Raw genomic sequence first — 17,736 nt, 5'->3', positions numbered from 1 at the left:
AGTTAAACTTTTTTTGAACTTTAATAAAATATTTTCTGGAGCTTCAACTTTTGTGACTTTTGTGGTTTCAAATCTAAAGTTCAAAAATAAGATCGTCCGTAAAAGCAATACAGTCAAAATCCTCGCACGATTTTGTATCTAAACCTGTAAATTCGCTAAAGGCCGGCAAAATTAATTGATGATCTGAAACTCTGAAACACGGCAATCGCACGGTTTTTCTTCGTTCTAATTTCACTGTAACTCCAGGATGAAGATGTCCTGATATTGAAAACTGTTTGTCAGAATCCAAAGGTTCATGGATGAAAGTAAAAGGATCGATTGTTAAAAAATCCTCAACAATCGAAATATCCAAATGTTGCAGGAAAGCTGCTTTGTGAATATCGTGATTTCCTTTAATTAAAGTAATTTTTAAAGTACAGTTATTCGAACGCCACTGCTCAAAAATTTCGAAATCTTTATTTTTTCCAGCGTGCAAAAAATCACCAACAATCAGTAACTCATCTGCTGAAAATAAGTCTAGCAAATTTTGCAATCTTTCCAAGTCTTTTTCTAAAATACCCGATGGAATCGGAATTCCATTTTTTCTAAAATAAGCCGTTTTCCCAATGTGTAAATCACTGATGATTACGGCTTTTTGTTCTTGCCAAAATAAAGCGCGTTGATTGGTGAAGACGAGAGTTTGGTTTTGGATTGTTTTTTCTAAAGTGTGCAGGGTCATTTTTTCATTTTCTTTTTCATGGCTTCTACTTTCATGCGTAGAATTCGGGCTTTCAAATCTTCGCTACTCAAACTTTGACGTAAACTGTCGACTTTAATAGGAAAACTTAAGGGCGTAAAGGTATTTGAATATTTCATAATAATATCACTTTTGTGGATTCGATCAAAGGCTGCGACCAATCTGGCTTCATCAATTTGTTGAAAGAATACTTCGGAATATGCCTGCTTTAACAATAGATTTTCAGGATCGTAATCTTCCAAAACATTAAAAATTAAACCGGAAGAAGACTGTAAGTTTTTATTGTTTTTCATCTGTCCAGGATAAGTTCGAATCACCATTCCTGAAATTACAGCAATATCCCGAAACTTGCGTCGCGCCATTTCCGTCGAATTGACAGAAGCCATTACGTCTCGAAGCAAATCTTCTTTGGATAGGATCTCGTGAATATTTTCTTCAGTTAAGGGAATTTCTAATTTTGAAAATAATTCAAACCCATAGTCATTCATAGCGATTGAAAAGGAAATCGGAGAAATTCTGGAAATGCGGTAGGCAATTAAGGCGGACATGATTTCATGAATTAATCGTCCTTCAAAAGGATACATAAATAAATGATGACCTTCTCGTGTTTTGATGCGTTCCACTAAAAATTCGTTCTCTCTTGGAATATGCGAATTCTCTTGTTGACTCACCAAAAGCGGATGTAAAAATCGCAACTCTTTTTCAGATGATTTTGCATCCAACGATTCGGATAATTTCTGTCTTAAAAAAACACTCAAATACGAAGACATCGGCAATCTTCCACCCAGATAACTCGGCACAATTCCTTTACCACTCGAGTTCCGAACAAATACGGTCATCTCTTTCACATGCGAAACTTCAAGCACTCGTCCCGCCAAAATAAACTTATCGTTCTTCTTTAATTTTGAAATGAAATACTCCTCGATCATACCAACATAACCTCCAGAAAAGAATTTCACCTTCAACATCGAATCACTTACGATCGCGCCAATATTCATGCGATGCAACATGGCGATTCTGCGGGAAGTCACTTTGTACAAACCATTTTCGATTACGACCTTGTGATATTCTTCGTAATTTTTGAGTTTCCCTCCAACTGTAATGAAAGTCAAAATCCAGGTCCATTCTTCCGAAGATAATTCTTTGAATGCATTCGTTGAGGTAATTTGTTTAAAGGTTTCCTGCTCATCAAATCCATCGCCAACAGCCAAGGTCAGTACAAATTGAAGTAAAACATCATAACATAAAACCAAGGGTTCGCGCGGTTCAATTTTATTTTGCTTCACGGCTTCCTTTAAAGCTGCAACCTCAATTAATTCTAATGAATGCGTGGGAACGAAATGTATTTTAGAGGTTTCAAAAGGCGAATGTCCACTTCGTCCGGCTCGTTGTAAAAACCGAGCAATTCCTTTGCTGGACCCAATTTGAATCACAGTATCAACAGGTTTGAAATCAACGCCTAAATCCAATGAGGAGGTTGAAATCACGGCTTTTAAATACCCAGAAGAAAGATTCTCTTCAATCCAAATGCGGATATCTCGATCTACGGAACTGTGATGAATGGCGATCTGTCCGGCAAAATCAGGATGTGTATTCAGCAAAACCTGATACCACATTTCGGCTTGACTTCTCGTGTTCGTAAAAACCAAAGTGGTTTGACTTTCCAAAATAATCGGAATAATTTTATCAACGAGTTTGGTTCCTAAATGTCCCGCCCAGGGCAAAACTTCCACATCATCTGGAAAAACGGATTTGATTTCGATTTTCTTTTTTTCTTTAGCGACGATCTTCGTCTTTTTAATATCATACGGAATGAGAACATCCATGGCTTCTTCAAGATTTCCTATGGTTGCTGTGATTCCAAAGATCCTCAGTTTTTTCTGATAACTAAAAATTCTTGAAAGTGCGAGTTCCGTCATCACGCCACGTTTTGAACTGAGCAACTCATGCCATTCATCAACGACGATGCATTGAAGTTTATTGAAAAATTTTTGATGTTGTTTTTGGGCAAGCAGTAAATGCAAACTTTCGGGCGTGATAATTAAAATGTCTGGCATTTTTTTCGTCTGTTTCGCTCTGTCTTTGGTAGAAGTATCTCCATTTCTAACTGCAACTTCCCAGTCTAATCCGATTTCGTCTAAGGCCTCACTCATGGCTTTTGCAATATCTTTTGCCAAAGCGCGAAGTGGCGTAATCCACAACAATTTCATTCCAGGTTTGTAATTTTCCGGATGATTCATGTAATCGATAACAACTGCTAAAAAAACAGAAAATGTTTTACCAAAACCTGTCGGCGCGATTACCATTCCCGAATAATTATTGGAAAATTTAAACCAAGTTTCTGACTGAAAACCAAAGGGTTCTCGGTCTTTTTCATCCATCCAATTTTTGATGATTTGGTAACCCGTTGAATTTCGAAACTTTTCGGTCATGTAAATTCTAAAACTTTTTTAAACACAAATATCACAAATGATTACACGAATTACACAAATTAATAAATTGAAAATCTTTTTTTTGAAAGAAAAACACCCTACATTTCAGATTTTACTAACTTTCCCAATAGGAGTTATTTGCACTAAAAATTTAGGTAATTAGTTTTTTAACTTCTTCCAGCTCATCAATTTCGTCTACCGTTTTATCTCGACGCCAGCGGACAATTCTGGGAAATCTTAAAGCGATTCCGCTTTTGTGTCGGCTGCTGAAACCTATTCCTTCAAAGGCAATTTCGAAGACCAGTTCGGGTTTTACGGTTCGAACAGGTCCGAATTTCTCAATCGCATTTTTGTTAACGAATTTACTGACTTCCATAATTTCTTTATCAGTCAAGCCTGAATAGGCTTTCGCGATGGTTACTAATTTATCTTCATTTTTTATGGCGAAAGTATAGTCGGTATAATAACTACTGCGTCGGCCCGAACCTTTTTGAGCATAAATCAGAACCGCATCAATGGTCAGCGGACTTACTTTCCATTTCCACCAGTCGCCTTTTTTTCGTCCAGCGTGATAATGAGAATTGAGTTCTTTCAACATCAGACCTTCGGAATTATTATCTCTTGAACTTTCTCTAATTTCAGCTAAACCTTCCCAAGTTTCCGCGTGAACAATTTCAGAAATCCTGATTCGTTCAACTGGTGAACTTTCAATCAAATTTTCTAAAAGTAATCTTCGTTCGGACAATGGTTTTTCACGCAGATCCTCAAATTCCAATTCCATAATATCATATACGAAAATATGAACCGGAAGTTCTTCTAACATTTTCTTCGGAATTGTTTTCCTATTCAAGCGTTTTTGCAATTCATTAAAATTAAGAACTTTGTCCTCTCTAACAACGAGAATTTCACCATCAATAGCGAAATTTCCTTCGACTTCTTTTAATGCGGTCACAATTTCAGGAAACTGTTCAGTCACCAATTCCTCACCACGAGACCAGATAAATATTTCGTCATTTCGTTTGATAAATTGTCCACGAATTCCGTCCCATTTAAATTCTGCCTGCCAATTTTTTCGGTCACCCAAATCATGCGTTTCCTTTTCTAGAGGATAAGCCAAACAGAACGGATAAGGCTTGGAAGCATCAGGATTGATATTGGTTCCCTGAATCAAATCATCGAAATTCTCCTCCTCCATTTTCCATTTTCCCATGATGGAATGCATTAGGATATTTCCATCAACTCCTGAAAATTTAGAAAGCGCGTTAATTAATAATTTTTTGGAAACTCCGATTCGGAAACTCCCGCCAATTAATTTATTAAAGATGAAACGTTCGACATGATTTAATCCGTTCCACGATTCGAGCACGTATTTTTTCTTCTCTTCATCGGTTTGATCTTTTAACGCAATTAATTCCGTCATCCATTGCGTTAAAGATTTCTCGATTTCATTTTCTGCGTTCGGAAGAATCAGTGATAACGTCTCGCCCAAATCACCAACAGAAGAATAGGATTCAATAAATAACCATTGTGGAAGCTGGGTGATTTCTAAAGCCCATTGTTTCAAAAGATTCGTATTAACAGGTCTTTTGGGACGTTTTCCTGTAAACAATGCGAGAAACCACAACTTATCGCTGGCATTTGCAATATGAAGATAGGAAACCATGGCCTCTACTTTTGCAGTGGTTTTGTTGGTGCTGTCGAGCGCGTTGATGAGCTGGGCAAAATCTTTCATTCCTTTTCTATCAATTCTTTTTCGGCGATTTCTTCGTCGCCAAAAATGGTTTTTAATTCTACGGCATTGATTCCAATTTCATTCAAATATTTGGAGAAAACTGCGGTTTGCCCGTGCGTTACATATACTTTCTCTGCTTCAGTGGCTTTAACGGTTTGAATTAAACCATTCCAGTCGGCATGATCAGAGATTGCAAATCCAGCATCCGCCGAACGCCAACGTCTGGAACCGCGAACTTGCATCCAACCTGAACAGATTGCGGTTGCTTTATTCGGGATTTTTTTAATGATATTGGAATCAAATAATGCTGGCGGCAGAATGACAATTTCACCATCAGCGTGCTTTACACTTTCCTGAAAGTCCAATGTTTCATATTCTGGCAAATCGATTCCGACCGATTCCATCCCTTCATTCAGTTTCCCGATGGAACGGTGAACATATATTTTTCCGCTTCCTTCTACCGATTTCATGATTCGTTGGGCTTTACCTAAAGAATATCCGATAAAAACTGATGTCTTTCCATTTTCGCGATTCTGTTGAACCCAAGCTTGCATTAATTCTGAATATTCCTGAGGTTTTAACCAATGGTAAATTGGAAGTCCAAAAGTACTTTCTGTTATAAACTCGTGGCATTTTACCAATTCAAAAGGCGTTGATAATCCATCATCATCTGTTTTATAATCGCCAGAAAAAACAATGACATATCCTTTGTATTCCATTCTAATCTGTGCGGAACCGATAATATGTCCGGCGGGAAACATGGAAACTTTAACGCCATTAATTATAATTTCCTCAGCGTAACCAATGGTTTGAATCTCGATATCTGGACCAATCCGATGTTGTAAAATAGGTTTGGTAAAATGGTGACACAGATACTTTTTCATTCCCCAACGCGCATGATCGCCGTGTCCATGCGAAATAACTGCAAGGTCAACAGGCTTCCAGGGATCAATATAGAATTTTCCGGGAATGCAGTAAATTCCTTTGTCGGTGAGTTTGATAAATGTTTTTGATTTCATAGATGGGGCAAACGTAAATTTCAAAGAATAGGGGTATTCAAATATTGCACCTTTTTAAATTCTTAAAAGCGACCTTTAAAACTAATTTAAAGGAAAAAATTGATGTCGACGATAAACTTGTCTGTACAACTTTAAAATAAAGACCGCATAAAACCGTTATCAATACTGAATTAAAATAATGTTTATGAAAAAAATTGCGGTAGGTTTAATGCTTGTTGGGTTTCAATTTTCGTTCGCTCAATTTACCAGAAATGTGGGAGAGTTTTCTTCTCTGAAGGTGTATGATAAATTGACGGTCATCATTATTCCCGCCAACGAAAATAAAGTGGAAAGCGAATCCGACGATTCGAGCGTAGAAACCGTCAATAGAAATGGAGAGTTGCGAATCAAAATGATGCCAGCTAAAATATTACAGGGAGATCAGGTGACGGTAAAGGTGTATTACAAGAATTTAAATGATATTCAGGCGAGTCAAGGTTCTTCTGTTAGTTCAAACGAAACTTGGAAAGCCAATATGTTAACTTTAACCGCCAATGAAGGTTCCAGAATAAATCTGGAAATTGAAACTGGAAAATTAAATGTAAAAACTAACTCGGGCGGAGAAGTTGTCTTAACGGGTCAAGCCGACCATCAAGATATCATCATTAATTCTGGTGGAAAATTTAAGGGACAAAATTTAGAATCTCAAAGTGCCACTGTAACTTCAAATGCTGGCGGCCTTGCAGAAGTGTACGCCACCGAATCGGTTGATGCAAAAACAAGAGCTGGTGGAGTGATCGATGTTTACGGTGATCCTGACGAGCGAAAATTTAAAAATGTGATTGGGGGAAAGATCAATTTCAAATAGGTAACGCAAAGTCATTCAGTGAGAATGGCTTTTTTATTTTAATGGTATGTAACAAATAAAAATTTTGGTAGACTAAATAATAAAGTACTTTCTAATGAAAAATATAAATATTGGTATTTTAGCACTTGCTGGAATCATAGCCCTTAATTCTTGTGCCTCTAAAGTCGCAACTACTCCAGAGCCGGAAGCTACGCCACTTGAAACGGTGAAAGCAATTGTTGAAAATGGTTTAGATTTTACCACGTTTGATAAAGATGTTCGTCCACAAGATGATTTTTATAGTTTCGTTAATGGATCGTGGATGAAAACTGCTAAAATTCCAGCTGATAAATCGACTTGGGGTTCTTTCAACAAATTAGCTGAAGACACCGATAATAATTCAATGACGATTTTGAATTCATTGCTAAACGACAAATTTGCGGCCGGCAGTGAAGGTAAAAAAATCCAGGATTTATACGCTACTTATATGGATATGAGTAAGCGAAATGCGGATGGAATTGCTCCAATTAAAGCTGATTTAGCAAAGATTGATGGAATTAAATCACTTTCAGATTTACAAACTTATTTGGTAGTAGCGACTAAAAATGGAGAGAATCCATTTTACTCTTGGTACGTTTATTCGGATTTGAAAGATTCGAAAATGAACGCGATTTACTTGGGCGACGCCAATTTAGGTTTAGGTCGTGATTACTATCAGAAGACTAATCCGAAAAACACTGAAACTCTAGCGGAATACAGCAAGTATGTTTCTTCCATGTTGGATGTTTTAGGGTATAAAAACTCTGCCGCCACTGCAAAGAATATTGTGAACTTCGAAAAGAGCATTGCTCAGGATCTTTTAACCAATGAGCAGATTCGAGATGCCACTTTGCAGTACAATCCACGCACAATGCCAGAACTTTCTAAGTTGGTGAAAAATGTAAACTTGCCAAAATACCTGACGTCTGTCGGTGTCAATACCGATAAAGCAATCATTGGCGAGTTGAAATATTACCAAAATCTAGATCAATTTATTAATACGAAAAATCTCCCTTTAATTAAAGATTACATGAAATTTCACCTGCTTTCCGGGAGCGCAAGTTACCTTTCGAAAGATCTGGATGACATGAAATTTAACTTCTATGGAAAATATTTAAGAGGTCAAGATGTTCAAAGAGCGCAGGACAAAAGAGGTTTTGAATTAATCAATGGAACTTTAGGTGAAGCTTTCGGTAAACTATATGTAGAAAAATATTTCCCGGCAGAAGCCAAAGCGCAGATGGTGGAATTGATTGATTATTTAAAGAAAAGTTTCGGTCAGCACATCTCGGATTTAAAATGGATGTCGCCCGTTACGAAAGAAAAAGCTTTAAACAAACTCAATAAATTTACCGTCAAAGTAGCCTATCCTGATACTTGGAAAGATTACTCAAAACTTGCGGTAGAGTCGAAAGATAAAGGTGGAAGTTTATATTCAAATCTTCAAAATGTTACGGCTTGGCAATACAATCGTGATTTAGAAAAAATCGGAAAGCCAGTAGATCGTGCAGAATGGGGAATGACACCTCAAACTGTAAATGCTTATTACAATCCGACAAATAACGAAATCGTTTTCCCAGCCGCGATTTTACAACCGCCTTTCTTTAATCCAAATGCAGATGCTGCCATTAATTTCGGTGGAATCGGAGCTGTGATTGGTCACGAAATTACGCATGGTTTTGATGATTCGGGTTCCCAGTTTGATGCTGATGGAAACTTGGTTGATTGGTGGACGCCAGAAGATAAAGCCAACTTCGAAAAAGCGACCAAAGCACTTGCTGCACAATACGATAAATACGAGCCGGTAAAAGGAACTTTCGTGAACGGAACCTTTACCAATGGTGAAAATATCGCTGATTTAGGTGGAGTGAATATTGCCTATGACGCGCTTCAAATGTATTTGAAAGACCACCAGAATCCAGGATTGATCAGTGGCTATACCCAAAATCAAAGATTCTTTATGAGTTGGGCAACCGTTTGGAGAACCCTTCAGAAAGAAGCTGCTTTGATCAACCAAATCAAAACAGATGAACATTCGCCAGGTTTGTATCGCGCGTACGGACCATTGATCAATACCGATGCTTTCTACAAAGCGTTCGATGTGAAAGAAGGTGACAAGCTTTACAAAAAGCCAGCAGACAGAGTAATCATCTGGTAAAATAATAGGGAACAACTCTAGAAATCACTCCAACTTTTTGGAGTGTTTTTTTTGTGTAAACTTGGCGACTTATCGTTGTCGCACCCATTTAGAAGAGCGACTTTGTAACGCAATTCAGCCCAAGATATCCGCTTCGTTTTATTTATGCTGACCCCAAATCTTTTTTAAAAGGTGAGATACTTCAACAAAAAAATTCTACCCCAATCCTCTATGTTGTAACATTTCTGGAAATCAGACGACTTATGAGCAACAGATAATTATTATCTTTACAATAATCTTAATAAAAAATCACTAATAGTCTTATGAAATCGTCATTGAGAAGTTTGGTAAATAAACCTCAATGGAAATTGACGATAGCGTAAGACCTTTAAAAATTAATAAAATTTACTTATGAAAAGAATTACCATTACTGTCCTTGCTTTTACAGGCGTTGTTTTTTTGAATTCTTGTTCAACTACCAAAGTTGCAACTACAGAACCTACCGAAACAACTGAGGTAAAACCAGCAAAGATGAAAGATGAAGGAATCAATCTTGCTTACATGGACACCGATATTCGTCCGCAAGATGATTTCTTTAATTATGTCAACGGAAACTGGATGAAAACTGCCGAAATACCATCTGATAAATCAAGTTGGGGAAGTTTCAACGCTTTGAGAGAAGATGTTGACAATGCCTCGCTCGGAATTTTAGATAAAATTCTAACCGATAAATTTACCACAGGATCTGAAGGTCAAAAAATCCAAAATCTCTACGGAACTTATATGGATTGGGACAAAAGAAACGCTGATGGAATTAATCCAATTAAAGCAGATCTGCAGAAGATTGACAACATTAAAAATGTTGCACAGTTACAAACGTATTTAACAGAAGCGACTAAAACCAACGACAATCCTTTCTACGCTTGGCGTGTTGGTCCAGATATGAAAAACTCTGTGATGAACGCAGTTTATCTTGGTGGAGCTTCTCTGGGTTTAGGTCGTGATTATTATCAAAAAGATAGTGAATCAAACACTAAAACTTTAGAAGAGTACAAAAATTATCTGTCGCAACTTTTCAGCATTATTGGCGATTCCAAAGCTGACCAAAGTGCGATGCATGTTGTTAATTTTGAAAAGAGTTTAGCTAAAGACATGTTAACGAATGAGGAAAATCGTGATGCGAATTTGCGTTACAATCCGAGAACATTGCCTGAGTTAGGGAAACTGGTTAAGAATGTAAACCTTCCAAAATATTTTGCCGATGCTGGAGTGAGCACTGATAAAGTAATTGTTAGCGAAATCAAATATTACCAGAAAATGGATTCTTGGATGACGGATAAAAATCTGCCAATCATCAAAGAATATATGAAAGCGAGAATGGTTTCTGGCAATGCTGGAAATCTAAACAAACAACTAGATGACTTGAATTTCAACTTCTATTCGAAATATCTCCAGGGTCAGCAAGAGCAAAGACCGATGAACAAAAGAGGATTGGGTGTAATCAACGGTGTTTTAGGAGAAGCCTTTGGTAAACTATATGTGGATCAATATTTCCCGGCAGAGGCAAAAAGCCAGATGGAAACGTATATTATGTACATCAAAAAATCGTTCAAGCAACACATTGCCGATAACGATTGGATGACGCCAGAAACGAAAGTGAAAGCACAAGAAAAATTAGCGAAGTTCTCCGTGAAAATCGCATATCCAGATACTTGGAAGGATTATTCTAAACTTCAATTGAACAGTAAGGATGATGGTGCAACGTACTACAAAAACTTGCAGAATATTACAGAGTGGGCTTATGCTAAAAATTTAGATAAAGTCGGAAAAGCCGTAGACAAAACTGAATGGGGAATGTCGCCACAAACTGTAAATGCTTACTACAGTGGATCGAATAACGAAATCGTTTTCCCAGCAGCAATTCTTCAACCGCCGTTCTTTAATTTCAAAGCAGATCCTGCCGTGAACTTTGGTGGAATTGGTGCTGTAATCGGTCACGAAATTTCTCATGGATTTGATGATTCAGGTTCAAGATTTGATGGTGATGGAAACTTGAACAACTGGTGGTCTGAAGCGGATCGTAAAAACTTCGATGCGAAGGTGGGAGCTTTAGCAACGCAGTACGATGCTTACGAACCAGTAAAAGGAAGTTTCATTAACGGTAAATTTACAAGTGGTGAAAACATTGGAGATTTAGGTGGAGTAGCCGTAGCTTATACTGCGCTTCAAATGTATCTGAAGGATAAAGGAAATCCAGGTTTAATCAGCGGATTTACGCAAGATCAAAGATTCTTTATGAGTTGGGCAACGGTCTGGAGAACCAAATCAACGGAGAAATATATGGTGAATCAAGTGAAGACCGATCCTCACTCGCCAGGTTATTTCCGAGCGTTTGGACCTTTAGTGAACCAAGATTCATTCTACAAAGCATTCGACCTTAAACCGAGTGATAAATTGTACAGAGCGCCAAGTGAAAGAATTAAAATTTGGTAGACTTTTACGATTAAATAATTCAAACCCTTTCAACTTTCAATAGTTGAAAGGGTTTTTTATTTTTTGTAACACTTTAACTTATCTTAGCACTAATTGTTTATATAATTATTTGATTAAGCGGAAATAGTTATTCTATTTCAGGCAATTATTTAGAAAAATATAAAATGAGTGATAACATTATAGAAATAAAAAATCTGAATTTCGGGTTTGATAAAAGCAAACTGATATTAAAAGATGTCAATTTGAATGTTCCAAAAGGTTCCATCTACGGTTTTCTTGGCTCCAACGGTGCTGGCAAATCCACGACCATGCGGCTGATCATGGGTTTATTTAATGATGATCAGAATTCTGTTAAAGTGTTTGATACTTCTGTTTCAAACTTATATCCAGAGGGTTTGAAAAAAATCGGATCACTAATTGACTATCCCGCTTTTTACGATCATCTCTCCGGCTACGACAATTTAAAAATCGTGTGTATTCTAAGAAATTTAAATGAAGGTAAAATTGATGAGGTTTTAGAATTGGTCGGTCTTTCTGAGGCGAGAAATATTAAAATGAAAAAGTATTCACTCGGTATGAAGCAACGTCTGGCAATTGGTTTGGCTTTGATCAGTGATCCAGAATTATTGGTGTTGGATGAACCCGTAAATGGTTTAGATCCTAATGGAATGAAAGAAGTTCGCGAACTCCTTATTAAATTGAACCAAGAGCATGGAGTAACTGTTTTCATTTCGAGCCACTTGCTTTTAGAAATTGAAAAAATGGTAACGCACATCGGGATCATTTCTCATGGTGAAATTAAATTCCAAGGCAGCAAGGAAGAACTCAATGAATTGTATCGCTTCCAAAAGACAAAATTTAGTTTAAAAAATGCGAAGAGTTTTGAACCACTTCTTGCAGACAACTATCAGGTAGAATTCAAGAATGAAACAGATTGTGAAATTGTGACAAGCTCTCAGAAGCAAATTGCTGAGATTAATAAAATCTTAGTAGAAAATGGCGCCGAGATTCATCAAATTTCTCCAGCCGGTGGTTTAGAAGAGTGGTTTATGGAAATTTCAAAACAAAATTAAGAACGATGAAGAAAAGATCTACTTTAGCCATGGCTTTCAAAGCAGAATGGCTCAAAATAAAAGGTTTAGGTTTACTTACGATTGCAATAATATTTGGACTCATCATTCCGGCATTGCTATTTACCATCGATATGTTTAGTGAAGACTCACGTCTTTATGAAGGACTTCCAATCAACGCTGCTACGAAAACAATAACAGATACCATAAGTCAATTCGGTAATTTTTTCATGTTGTTATTGGTCATTATCGCGGCAACCAGAATCACCCAAATCGATCATAAAAATAATGGCTGGACTTTCCTTGAAACGCAGCCCGTTTCAAAATTAAGTATTTACAGTGCAAAATTTTTGGTCTTAACAACACTGACGTTAATGATGTTCGCGGTGTACTTTTTATCTTCGATCCTATTTTCTAATCTGCTAATTTTAATTTACCCTCAAGAAGGATTGCAAACGGGCGTCGAGATGTACTGGTTATTTCAAACACTCGTGCGACTTTTTGTTTTAAGTTTGTGTATCATCTCTTTTCAATTAATGCTATCGACCATCATCACTGGTTTCATCTGGCCTTTTGCGATTGGGTTTGTTGGATTTGTGATTAATATTGTAGCGGCCATACGAGAAGAGACTTATGATTTTGTTCCCTACAATAATGTAGATACGGGTTTAACTTTTAAAGATTCTTTTAAGCTAAATCACTTCTTTAATTACACCGAATATTTGAGTTTATTTTGGACGGTTTTATTTTTTACCATCGGCTATTTTTGGTACAGCCGAAGAGGATTTAAGAGTGCTTTTTTGAGTACAACTAAAGCAAAAGTATTCTCAGTAATAGGTCTTGCTTTCTTTGTAGGTTTGTATTTCTTTATTACAAAACCCATTTATCCTCAAAAATTTAAAGATCATTCTGTCATCAGTGGTTCCATCCAATCTCCAAAACCTGTTAAAAACATTACCGTAATCTCTACAGAGTTTGGAGATAAAATAGCCGAAATTCCAGTTACAGATGGGATGTTTAGATGGGACAGTAAAGATGATCTTCCCTTTGCGGAGTACAGTATTAACTATGACGGTAAATCTTATCCGTTTCTTTTTTCTAAAGGTGACGATGTTCATTTTGATATCAAGATGAATGCGAAGTTGTCAGAAGTTTTCATGAAAGGAACCAGAAAAGCAGAAGATCTTTACGAAAGTAGAAATCGCGAAAATTCTAATTTTTATAATTTTATCGCGGCCACAAAAATGCATGCGGATAATCCAAGTTTGTTTTACAAAGAAGCTCGGAAAGAATGGAAAAATAGAATGAAGGAATTGAATAAGTTTAGAACTGCAGAGAATATCTATTTTGCGGAAGATTTTAAGGAATATCAAATTCAGAAAAACGCGACCAAAATGCTTTCTGCAATTTATGATTACCAAAAAATGACCTCTTTTACCGATAAGAAGTTTGCGCCAGAAGCTCAATTTCTAACAGAGTTACAAAGTGCAATTCAAAAACCAAGTCCTTTATTGTACTCGAGAGATATTTACAAATCCTGGAAATTGAAAGAACTTCTGCCGAAAGAAGGCAATGCAAATTCGGACAGCATTGTGTTTGCAAAATTAAAGGCAATGCCTGCTGGAGTTTCTAAAGATCAATTATTAAGTTCCCATATCATTTCTATGACCACGTTGGAAAATAATGAAGGTAAGCGTAATTTAATTTTTAATGAAAATATTGCCGGCATTCAAAATCCAAAGTTTAAGAATTACGTTGCGAAGAAAGTAGAAATATTAAACAATCAGCAAAAAGGAAAAGCTTTCCCAATTATGGTTTTTGAAGATGCCGATGGCAAGAAAGTCAGTTTGTCAAAGTTCAAAGGAAAATTTGTGGTTATTGATTTTTGGGCAACCTGGTGTGGACCGTGCAAAGAAACTTCGCCCGTTTTTGCGTATCAAGCCAAGAAAAATAAAAATAATGATCAAATCGTTTTTCTTGCCATCAGTATTGATGAAGATAAAAGTAAGTGGAAATTAGATTTAAAGAATACCCAGTCAAATGTTAAACAATGGTGGCTTTCTGATCCGAACGCTTTGAAGCAGCTTGGCATCGAAGGCATTCCACGGTTTATGATGCTGGATCCCGATGGTAAAATTTTCAACGCGAATATGCCACGACCGAATGAAACCAATTTCGTTGACATCCTGGAAAAAATCACGGGCAAATCTTCTAATTATATGGTTCAGGTTTTTTAAAGCGATTGTCTAAAAATCAGCATTTGTTTATTAAAGTAATTCTTTCATCTCAAGAGGTGAAAGAATTTTTGTTTTAAAGCAGTAACTTTAGTAAAAATAAATCAAATTCAAATGGAACTTCATATCGATAGAAATATCATCATTAAGAATGCAGAAACACAAGATTTTTTAGCCGACGCCTATTATCAGGAAACCCGACAGAAATTGCCACTTGTTATTTTTGCCCACGGATACAAAGGCTATAAGGATTGGGGCGCCTGGGATTTGATGGCGAAGAAATTTGCCGATGCCGGCTTTTTCTTTGTTAAATTTAATTTTTCACACAATGGAACCACGCTACATCAACCCACTGATTTTGCCGATCTGGAAGCTTTTGGAAACAATAATTTTTCCAAAGAAATGTCAGATTATGATGAGGTCCTCAATCACTTTTATAATGATTCGAAAATTGATCAAGATAAAGTTGCCATCATCGGTCACAGTCGTGGTGGCGGAATTACCGTGATCAAAGGTTTCGAAGATGACCGCGTAAAAGCAATAGTCGCTTTGGCAGGTGTTAGTAATTTTAAATATCGATTTCCGTCTCAAGACCGTTTCGAAGAGTGGAAAACTGAAGGCGTGATGTATTCTGAAAATAAAAGAACGCACCAGCAAATGCCGCATTACTTTCAGTTTTACGAAGACTTTGAAAAAAATGAAAGACGGTTTGATATTCAATATGCGGCCCAACATTTAGAAAAACCTCTTCTGATTATTCAGGGAACGAATGATGAAGCGGTAAAAGATAAAGAAGCGCAATTATTAAATGAATGGTGCAAAAGATCTGACTTGGTGATGCTGGAGAATGCCAATCATACTTTTGGCGCGAAAGAGCCTTGGACAGAAGAACAACTTCCTGCTGATCTGGAGATAGCCACCACCAATATGATCAACTTTTTATCTGCCGAATTCAATGAGTCAATGTAAATAAAAATTAATATTAGATTAAATAAATATTTAGGTAGTTTTGCGCACTAAATTTTATTTATGATGCTTTTATCGGTGCTTGAATTTCCTGATTTTGCCCAGCCGCAAATCTGGATTAGTTTATTAACGCTTACTTTTCTAGAGATTATTTTGGGGGTCGATAATATCATTTTCATCTCCATTATCTCTGATAAATTACCCAAGGAAAGACAGAAGTTTGCCAGAAATCTGGGCTTGGCTTTTGCCATGATTTTCCGGATTATTCTATTACTGATGATCAGCTGGATCATTGGGTTGAAAGAACCTATTATGACCTTACCATTTATCGACGAGCCAGGTACAGATTTGCCACTCGCCTTAAGTTGGAAAGATCTGATTCTATTATTGGGCGGGATTTTCTTAATCGGAAAAAGCACCTTTGAGATTCATGGGAAAATGCAGGTTCACGATGAGAATCATAAACCAAAATCAGCAGGTTCATCGCTAATGGCCATGGTGATTATTCAAATTATTATCATCGATATGGTTTTCTCCTTAGATTCTATTTTAACCGCGATTGGGTTGGTAGATAATGTCATGTTAATGATTATCGCCGTTGTTATTTCCATCGGAATCATGATGGCTTTTGCCGGACCGATTTCAGCGATTATTAATAAATATCCGAGTTTACAAATGCTTGCGTTGTCATTCTTAGTAGTGATTGGAGTGATGTTGGTTTCAGAAGGAATTCATCAACATGTGAGCAAGAATATCATTTACTCTTGTCTTGCCTTCAGTTTGCTGGTCGAAGTTTTGAATATCAAACTCAGAAATAATCAAAATAAGAAAGCTTTAAAACTGAATCCTGATTTGAATCCAGATTTAAGTTTGAAAGATGATATCGAATAGAATTTAAGATTGTTCTTTTAAAATGTAAAAAAAATCCTGCGTCAATTGTTGAAGCAGGATTTCTGTTTTTTTTAAAGTCTTACTCTTTAATAATTTTAGCTGAATAAACCGAATTGTGATCCGTCAGCACTTTAACGATGTAAATTCCTGCTTTTAATGAATTTAAAGACAGTTCTTTTTGATCTGCAAATTTCAAAACCTTTTGTCCGACCGGGTTATAGATTTCAACAGCAGTTATTTTTTCACCTTGTGGAATGACAACATGCAGTTGATCTTTTACGGGATTGGGATAGAAAGCGAGCTTCTTATTAGCAACTGACTGGGTGGCCATGTTGATATTATTGATTCTAATATTATCGATATAAGCCGCGCCGCCAAAGTTATCATGAACAAAATTTAAACCCTCGATGTTGGTTTTCGTGAAATTAGTTCCAGTAGAAACTAAATTCCCATCAATGTAATATTTAATATTATTTTCTCTGATTTCCACTTTTAGTTGATACCATTTGTTCGCTTCCCAAGTGAAGTTAGCGTCTTCATAGTCATAATCTGCGCTGTTCACCAGTTCCAGATTTCCCGTGTAATTAAAGGAGTAAACGAAGACAGGTACAAATTCGTCAGCTACAATTCCGTAGGTGCCAAACTCGAAAGTAGAGCCGTCCAGTTCAGAAATATAAACATCAAATTCCAAATTCAAATTACTGTAATTCAAAGCTGGAGTTAATGGTTTCGCCGCACCAAAAATTGGAAACCACCCAAAATCCTCATTTTCATCCACCGCAATTTTTAGTGCTTGCGTTCCGCTGGAAGCAAACTCGTTTGAAATAGTCTGATTTTGAATTGGTTGATTGTCAGCATCTAAAGTGACTTCCCAACCATTTTGATTGTGAACGTTTCCAACGGTGAAATTCTCCGAACTTTCGAAAGAAATCGTTTGTTGTGCCGCGCAAAATAGGGATACGAATCCTAGTGCGATAAAATAAATCTTCTTCATATCATATAATTTTAGTCAATAATAAGGAAAATAATTTAGTTTATTTCTTTGAAGCGGTCATTGGTTAAACATAAAAACCAATTTAAAAAAAGGAATAATCACGACTAGTGCAATTGAGAAAATTCTATCAAATGCTCCTAAATTCTAGGATAAATATATTAAAACAG

Annotated in this window: 12 protein-coding genes; 7 read left to right on the top strand and 5 right to left on the bottom strand. The window is 36.6% G+C overall.

Annotation, left to right across the window (positions count from 1 at the left end; genetic code table 11):
* Positions 1 to 73: 73 nt before the first annotated feature.
* The 4 genes from pdeM to BMX49_RS12695 form a co-directional block, all read right to left on the bottom strand.
* Positions 74 to 718: a ligase-associated DNA damage response endonuclease PdeM gene (gene pdeM, locus BMX49_RS12710; RefSeq protein ID WP_034719540.1), complete on the bottom strand. Its 645-nt coding sequence runs from the start codon at positions 716 to 718 to the stop codon at positions 74 to 76.
* Entirely contained in the window at positions 715 to 3,168 is a 2,454-nt protein-coding gene (locus tag BMX49_RS12705; RefSeq protein WP_034719542.1) for a ligase-associated DNA damage response DEXH box helicase, read from the bottom strand. Before BMX49_RS12705 ends, pdeM begins: the two co-directional genes overlap by 4 nt.
* A 151-nt stretch (positions 3,169 to 3,319) precedes the next feature.
* A complete protein-coding gene (locus BMX49_RS12700; protein WP_034719544.1) occupies positions 3,320 to 4,900 on the bottom strand; it encodes an ATP-dependent DNA ligase in 1,581 nt (526 codons plus the stop codon).
* Entirely contained in the window at positions 4,897 to 5,919 is a 1,023-nt protein-coding gene (locus BMX49_RS12695) for a ligase-associated DNA damage response exonuclease (protein ID WP_034719545.1), read from the bottom strand. The genes BMX49_RS12700 and BMX49_RS12695 overlap by 4 nt, the downstream gene beginning before the upstream one ends.
* Positions 5,920 to 6,103: 184 nt before the next feature.
* On the opposite strand from BMX49_RS12695, the gene BMX49_RS12690 reads away from it, so the two are divergent.
* From BMX49_RS12690 to BMX49_RS12660, 7 genes are all read left to right on the top strand, one after another.
* Positions 6,104 to 6,766, top strand: a complete 663-nt coding sequence (locus BMX49_RS12690) for a head GIN domain-containing protein (RefSeq protein ID WP_034719546.1) — start codon at positions 6,104 to 6,106, stop codon at positions 6,764 to 6,766.
* Between the two features lie 94 nt (positions 6,767 to 6,860).
* The gene (locus BMX49_RS12685; RefSeq protein ID WP_034719549.1) at positions 6,861 to 8,942 is read left to right on the top strand and encodes a M13 family metallopeptidase; all 2,082 of its coding nucleotides are present in this window, start codon (positions 6,861 to 6,863) and stop codon (positions 8,940 to 8,942) included.
* Between the two features lie 390 nt (positions 8,943 to 9,332).
* Complete coding sequence (locus BMX49_RS12680) at positions 9,333 to 11,414, top strand: M13 family metallopeptidase (protein ID WP_034719551.1); 2,082 nt, start codon at positions 9,333 to 9,335, stop codon at positions 11,412 to 11,414.
* A 164-nt stretch (positions 11,415 to 11,578) separates the two neighbouring features.
* A complete protein-coding gene (locus tag BMX49_RS12675; protein ID WP_034719552.1) occupies positions 11,579 to 12,487 on the top strand; it encodes an ABC transporter ATP-binding protein in 909 nt (302 codons plus the stop codon).
* Positions 12,488 to 12,492: 5 nt separating this feature from the next.
* Entirely contained in the window at positions 12,493 to 14,721 is a 2,229-nt protein-coding gene (locus BMX49_RS12670; RefSeq protein WP_126337148.1) for a redoxin family protein, read from the top strand.
* Positions 14,722 to 14,832: 111 nt separating this feature from the next.
* Entirely contained in the window at positions 14,833 to 15,687 is an 855-nt protein-coding gene (locus BMX49_RS12665; RefSeq protein WP_034719555.1) for an alpha/beta hydrolase family protein, read from the top strand.
* Between the two features lie 60 nt (positions 15,688 to 15,747).
* Entirely contained in the window at positions 15,748 to 16,575 is an 828-nt protein-coding gene (locus BMX49_RS12660; protein ID WP_034719557.1) for a TerC family protein, read from the top strand.
* A gap of 79 nt (positions 16,576 to 16,654) precedes the next feature.
* On the opposite strand, the gene BMX49_RS12655 is transcribed toward BMX49_RS12660, so the two are convergent.
* The gene (locus BMX49_RS12655) at positions 16,655 to 17,569 is read right to left on the bottom strand and encodes a T9SS type A sorting domain-containing protein (protein WP_051803731.1); all 915 of its coding nucleotides are present in this window, start codon (positions 17,567 to 17,569) and stop codon (positions 16,655 to 16,657) included.
* Positions 17,570 to 17,736 lie beyond the last annotated feature (167 nt).

The sequence above is a fragment of the Kaistella antarctica genome (genome assembly GCF_900109615.1).
Taxonomy (GTDB): domain Bacteria; phylum Bacteroidota; class Bacteroidia; order Flavobacteriales; family Weeksellaceae; genus Kaistella; species Kaistella antarctica.
This window is presented reverse-complemented; position numbering and strand designations above follow the sequence as displayed.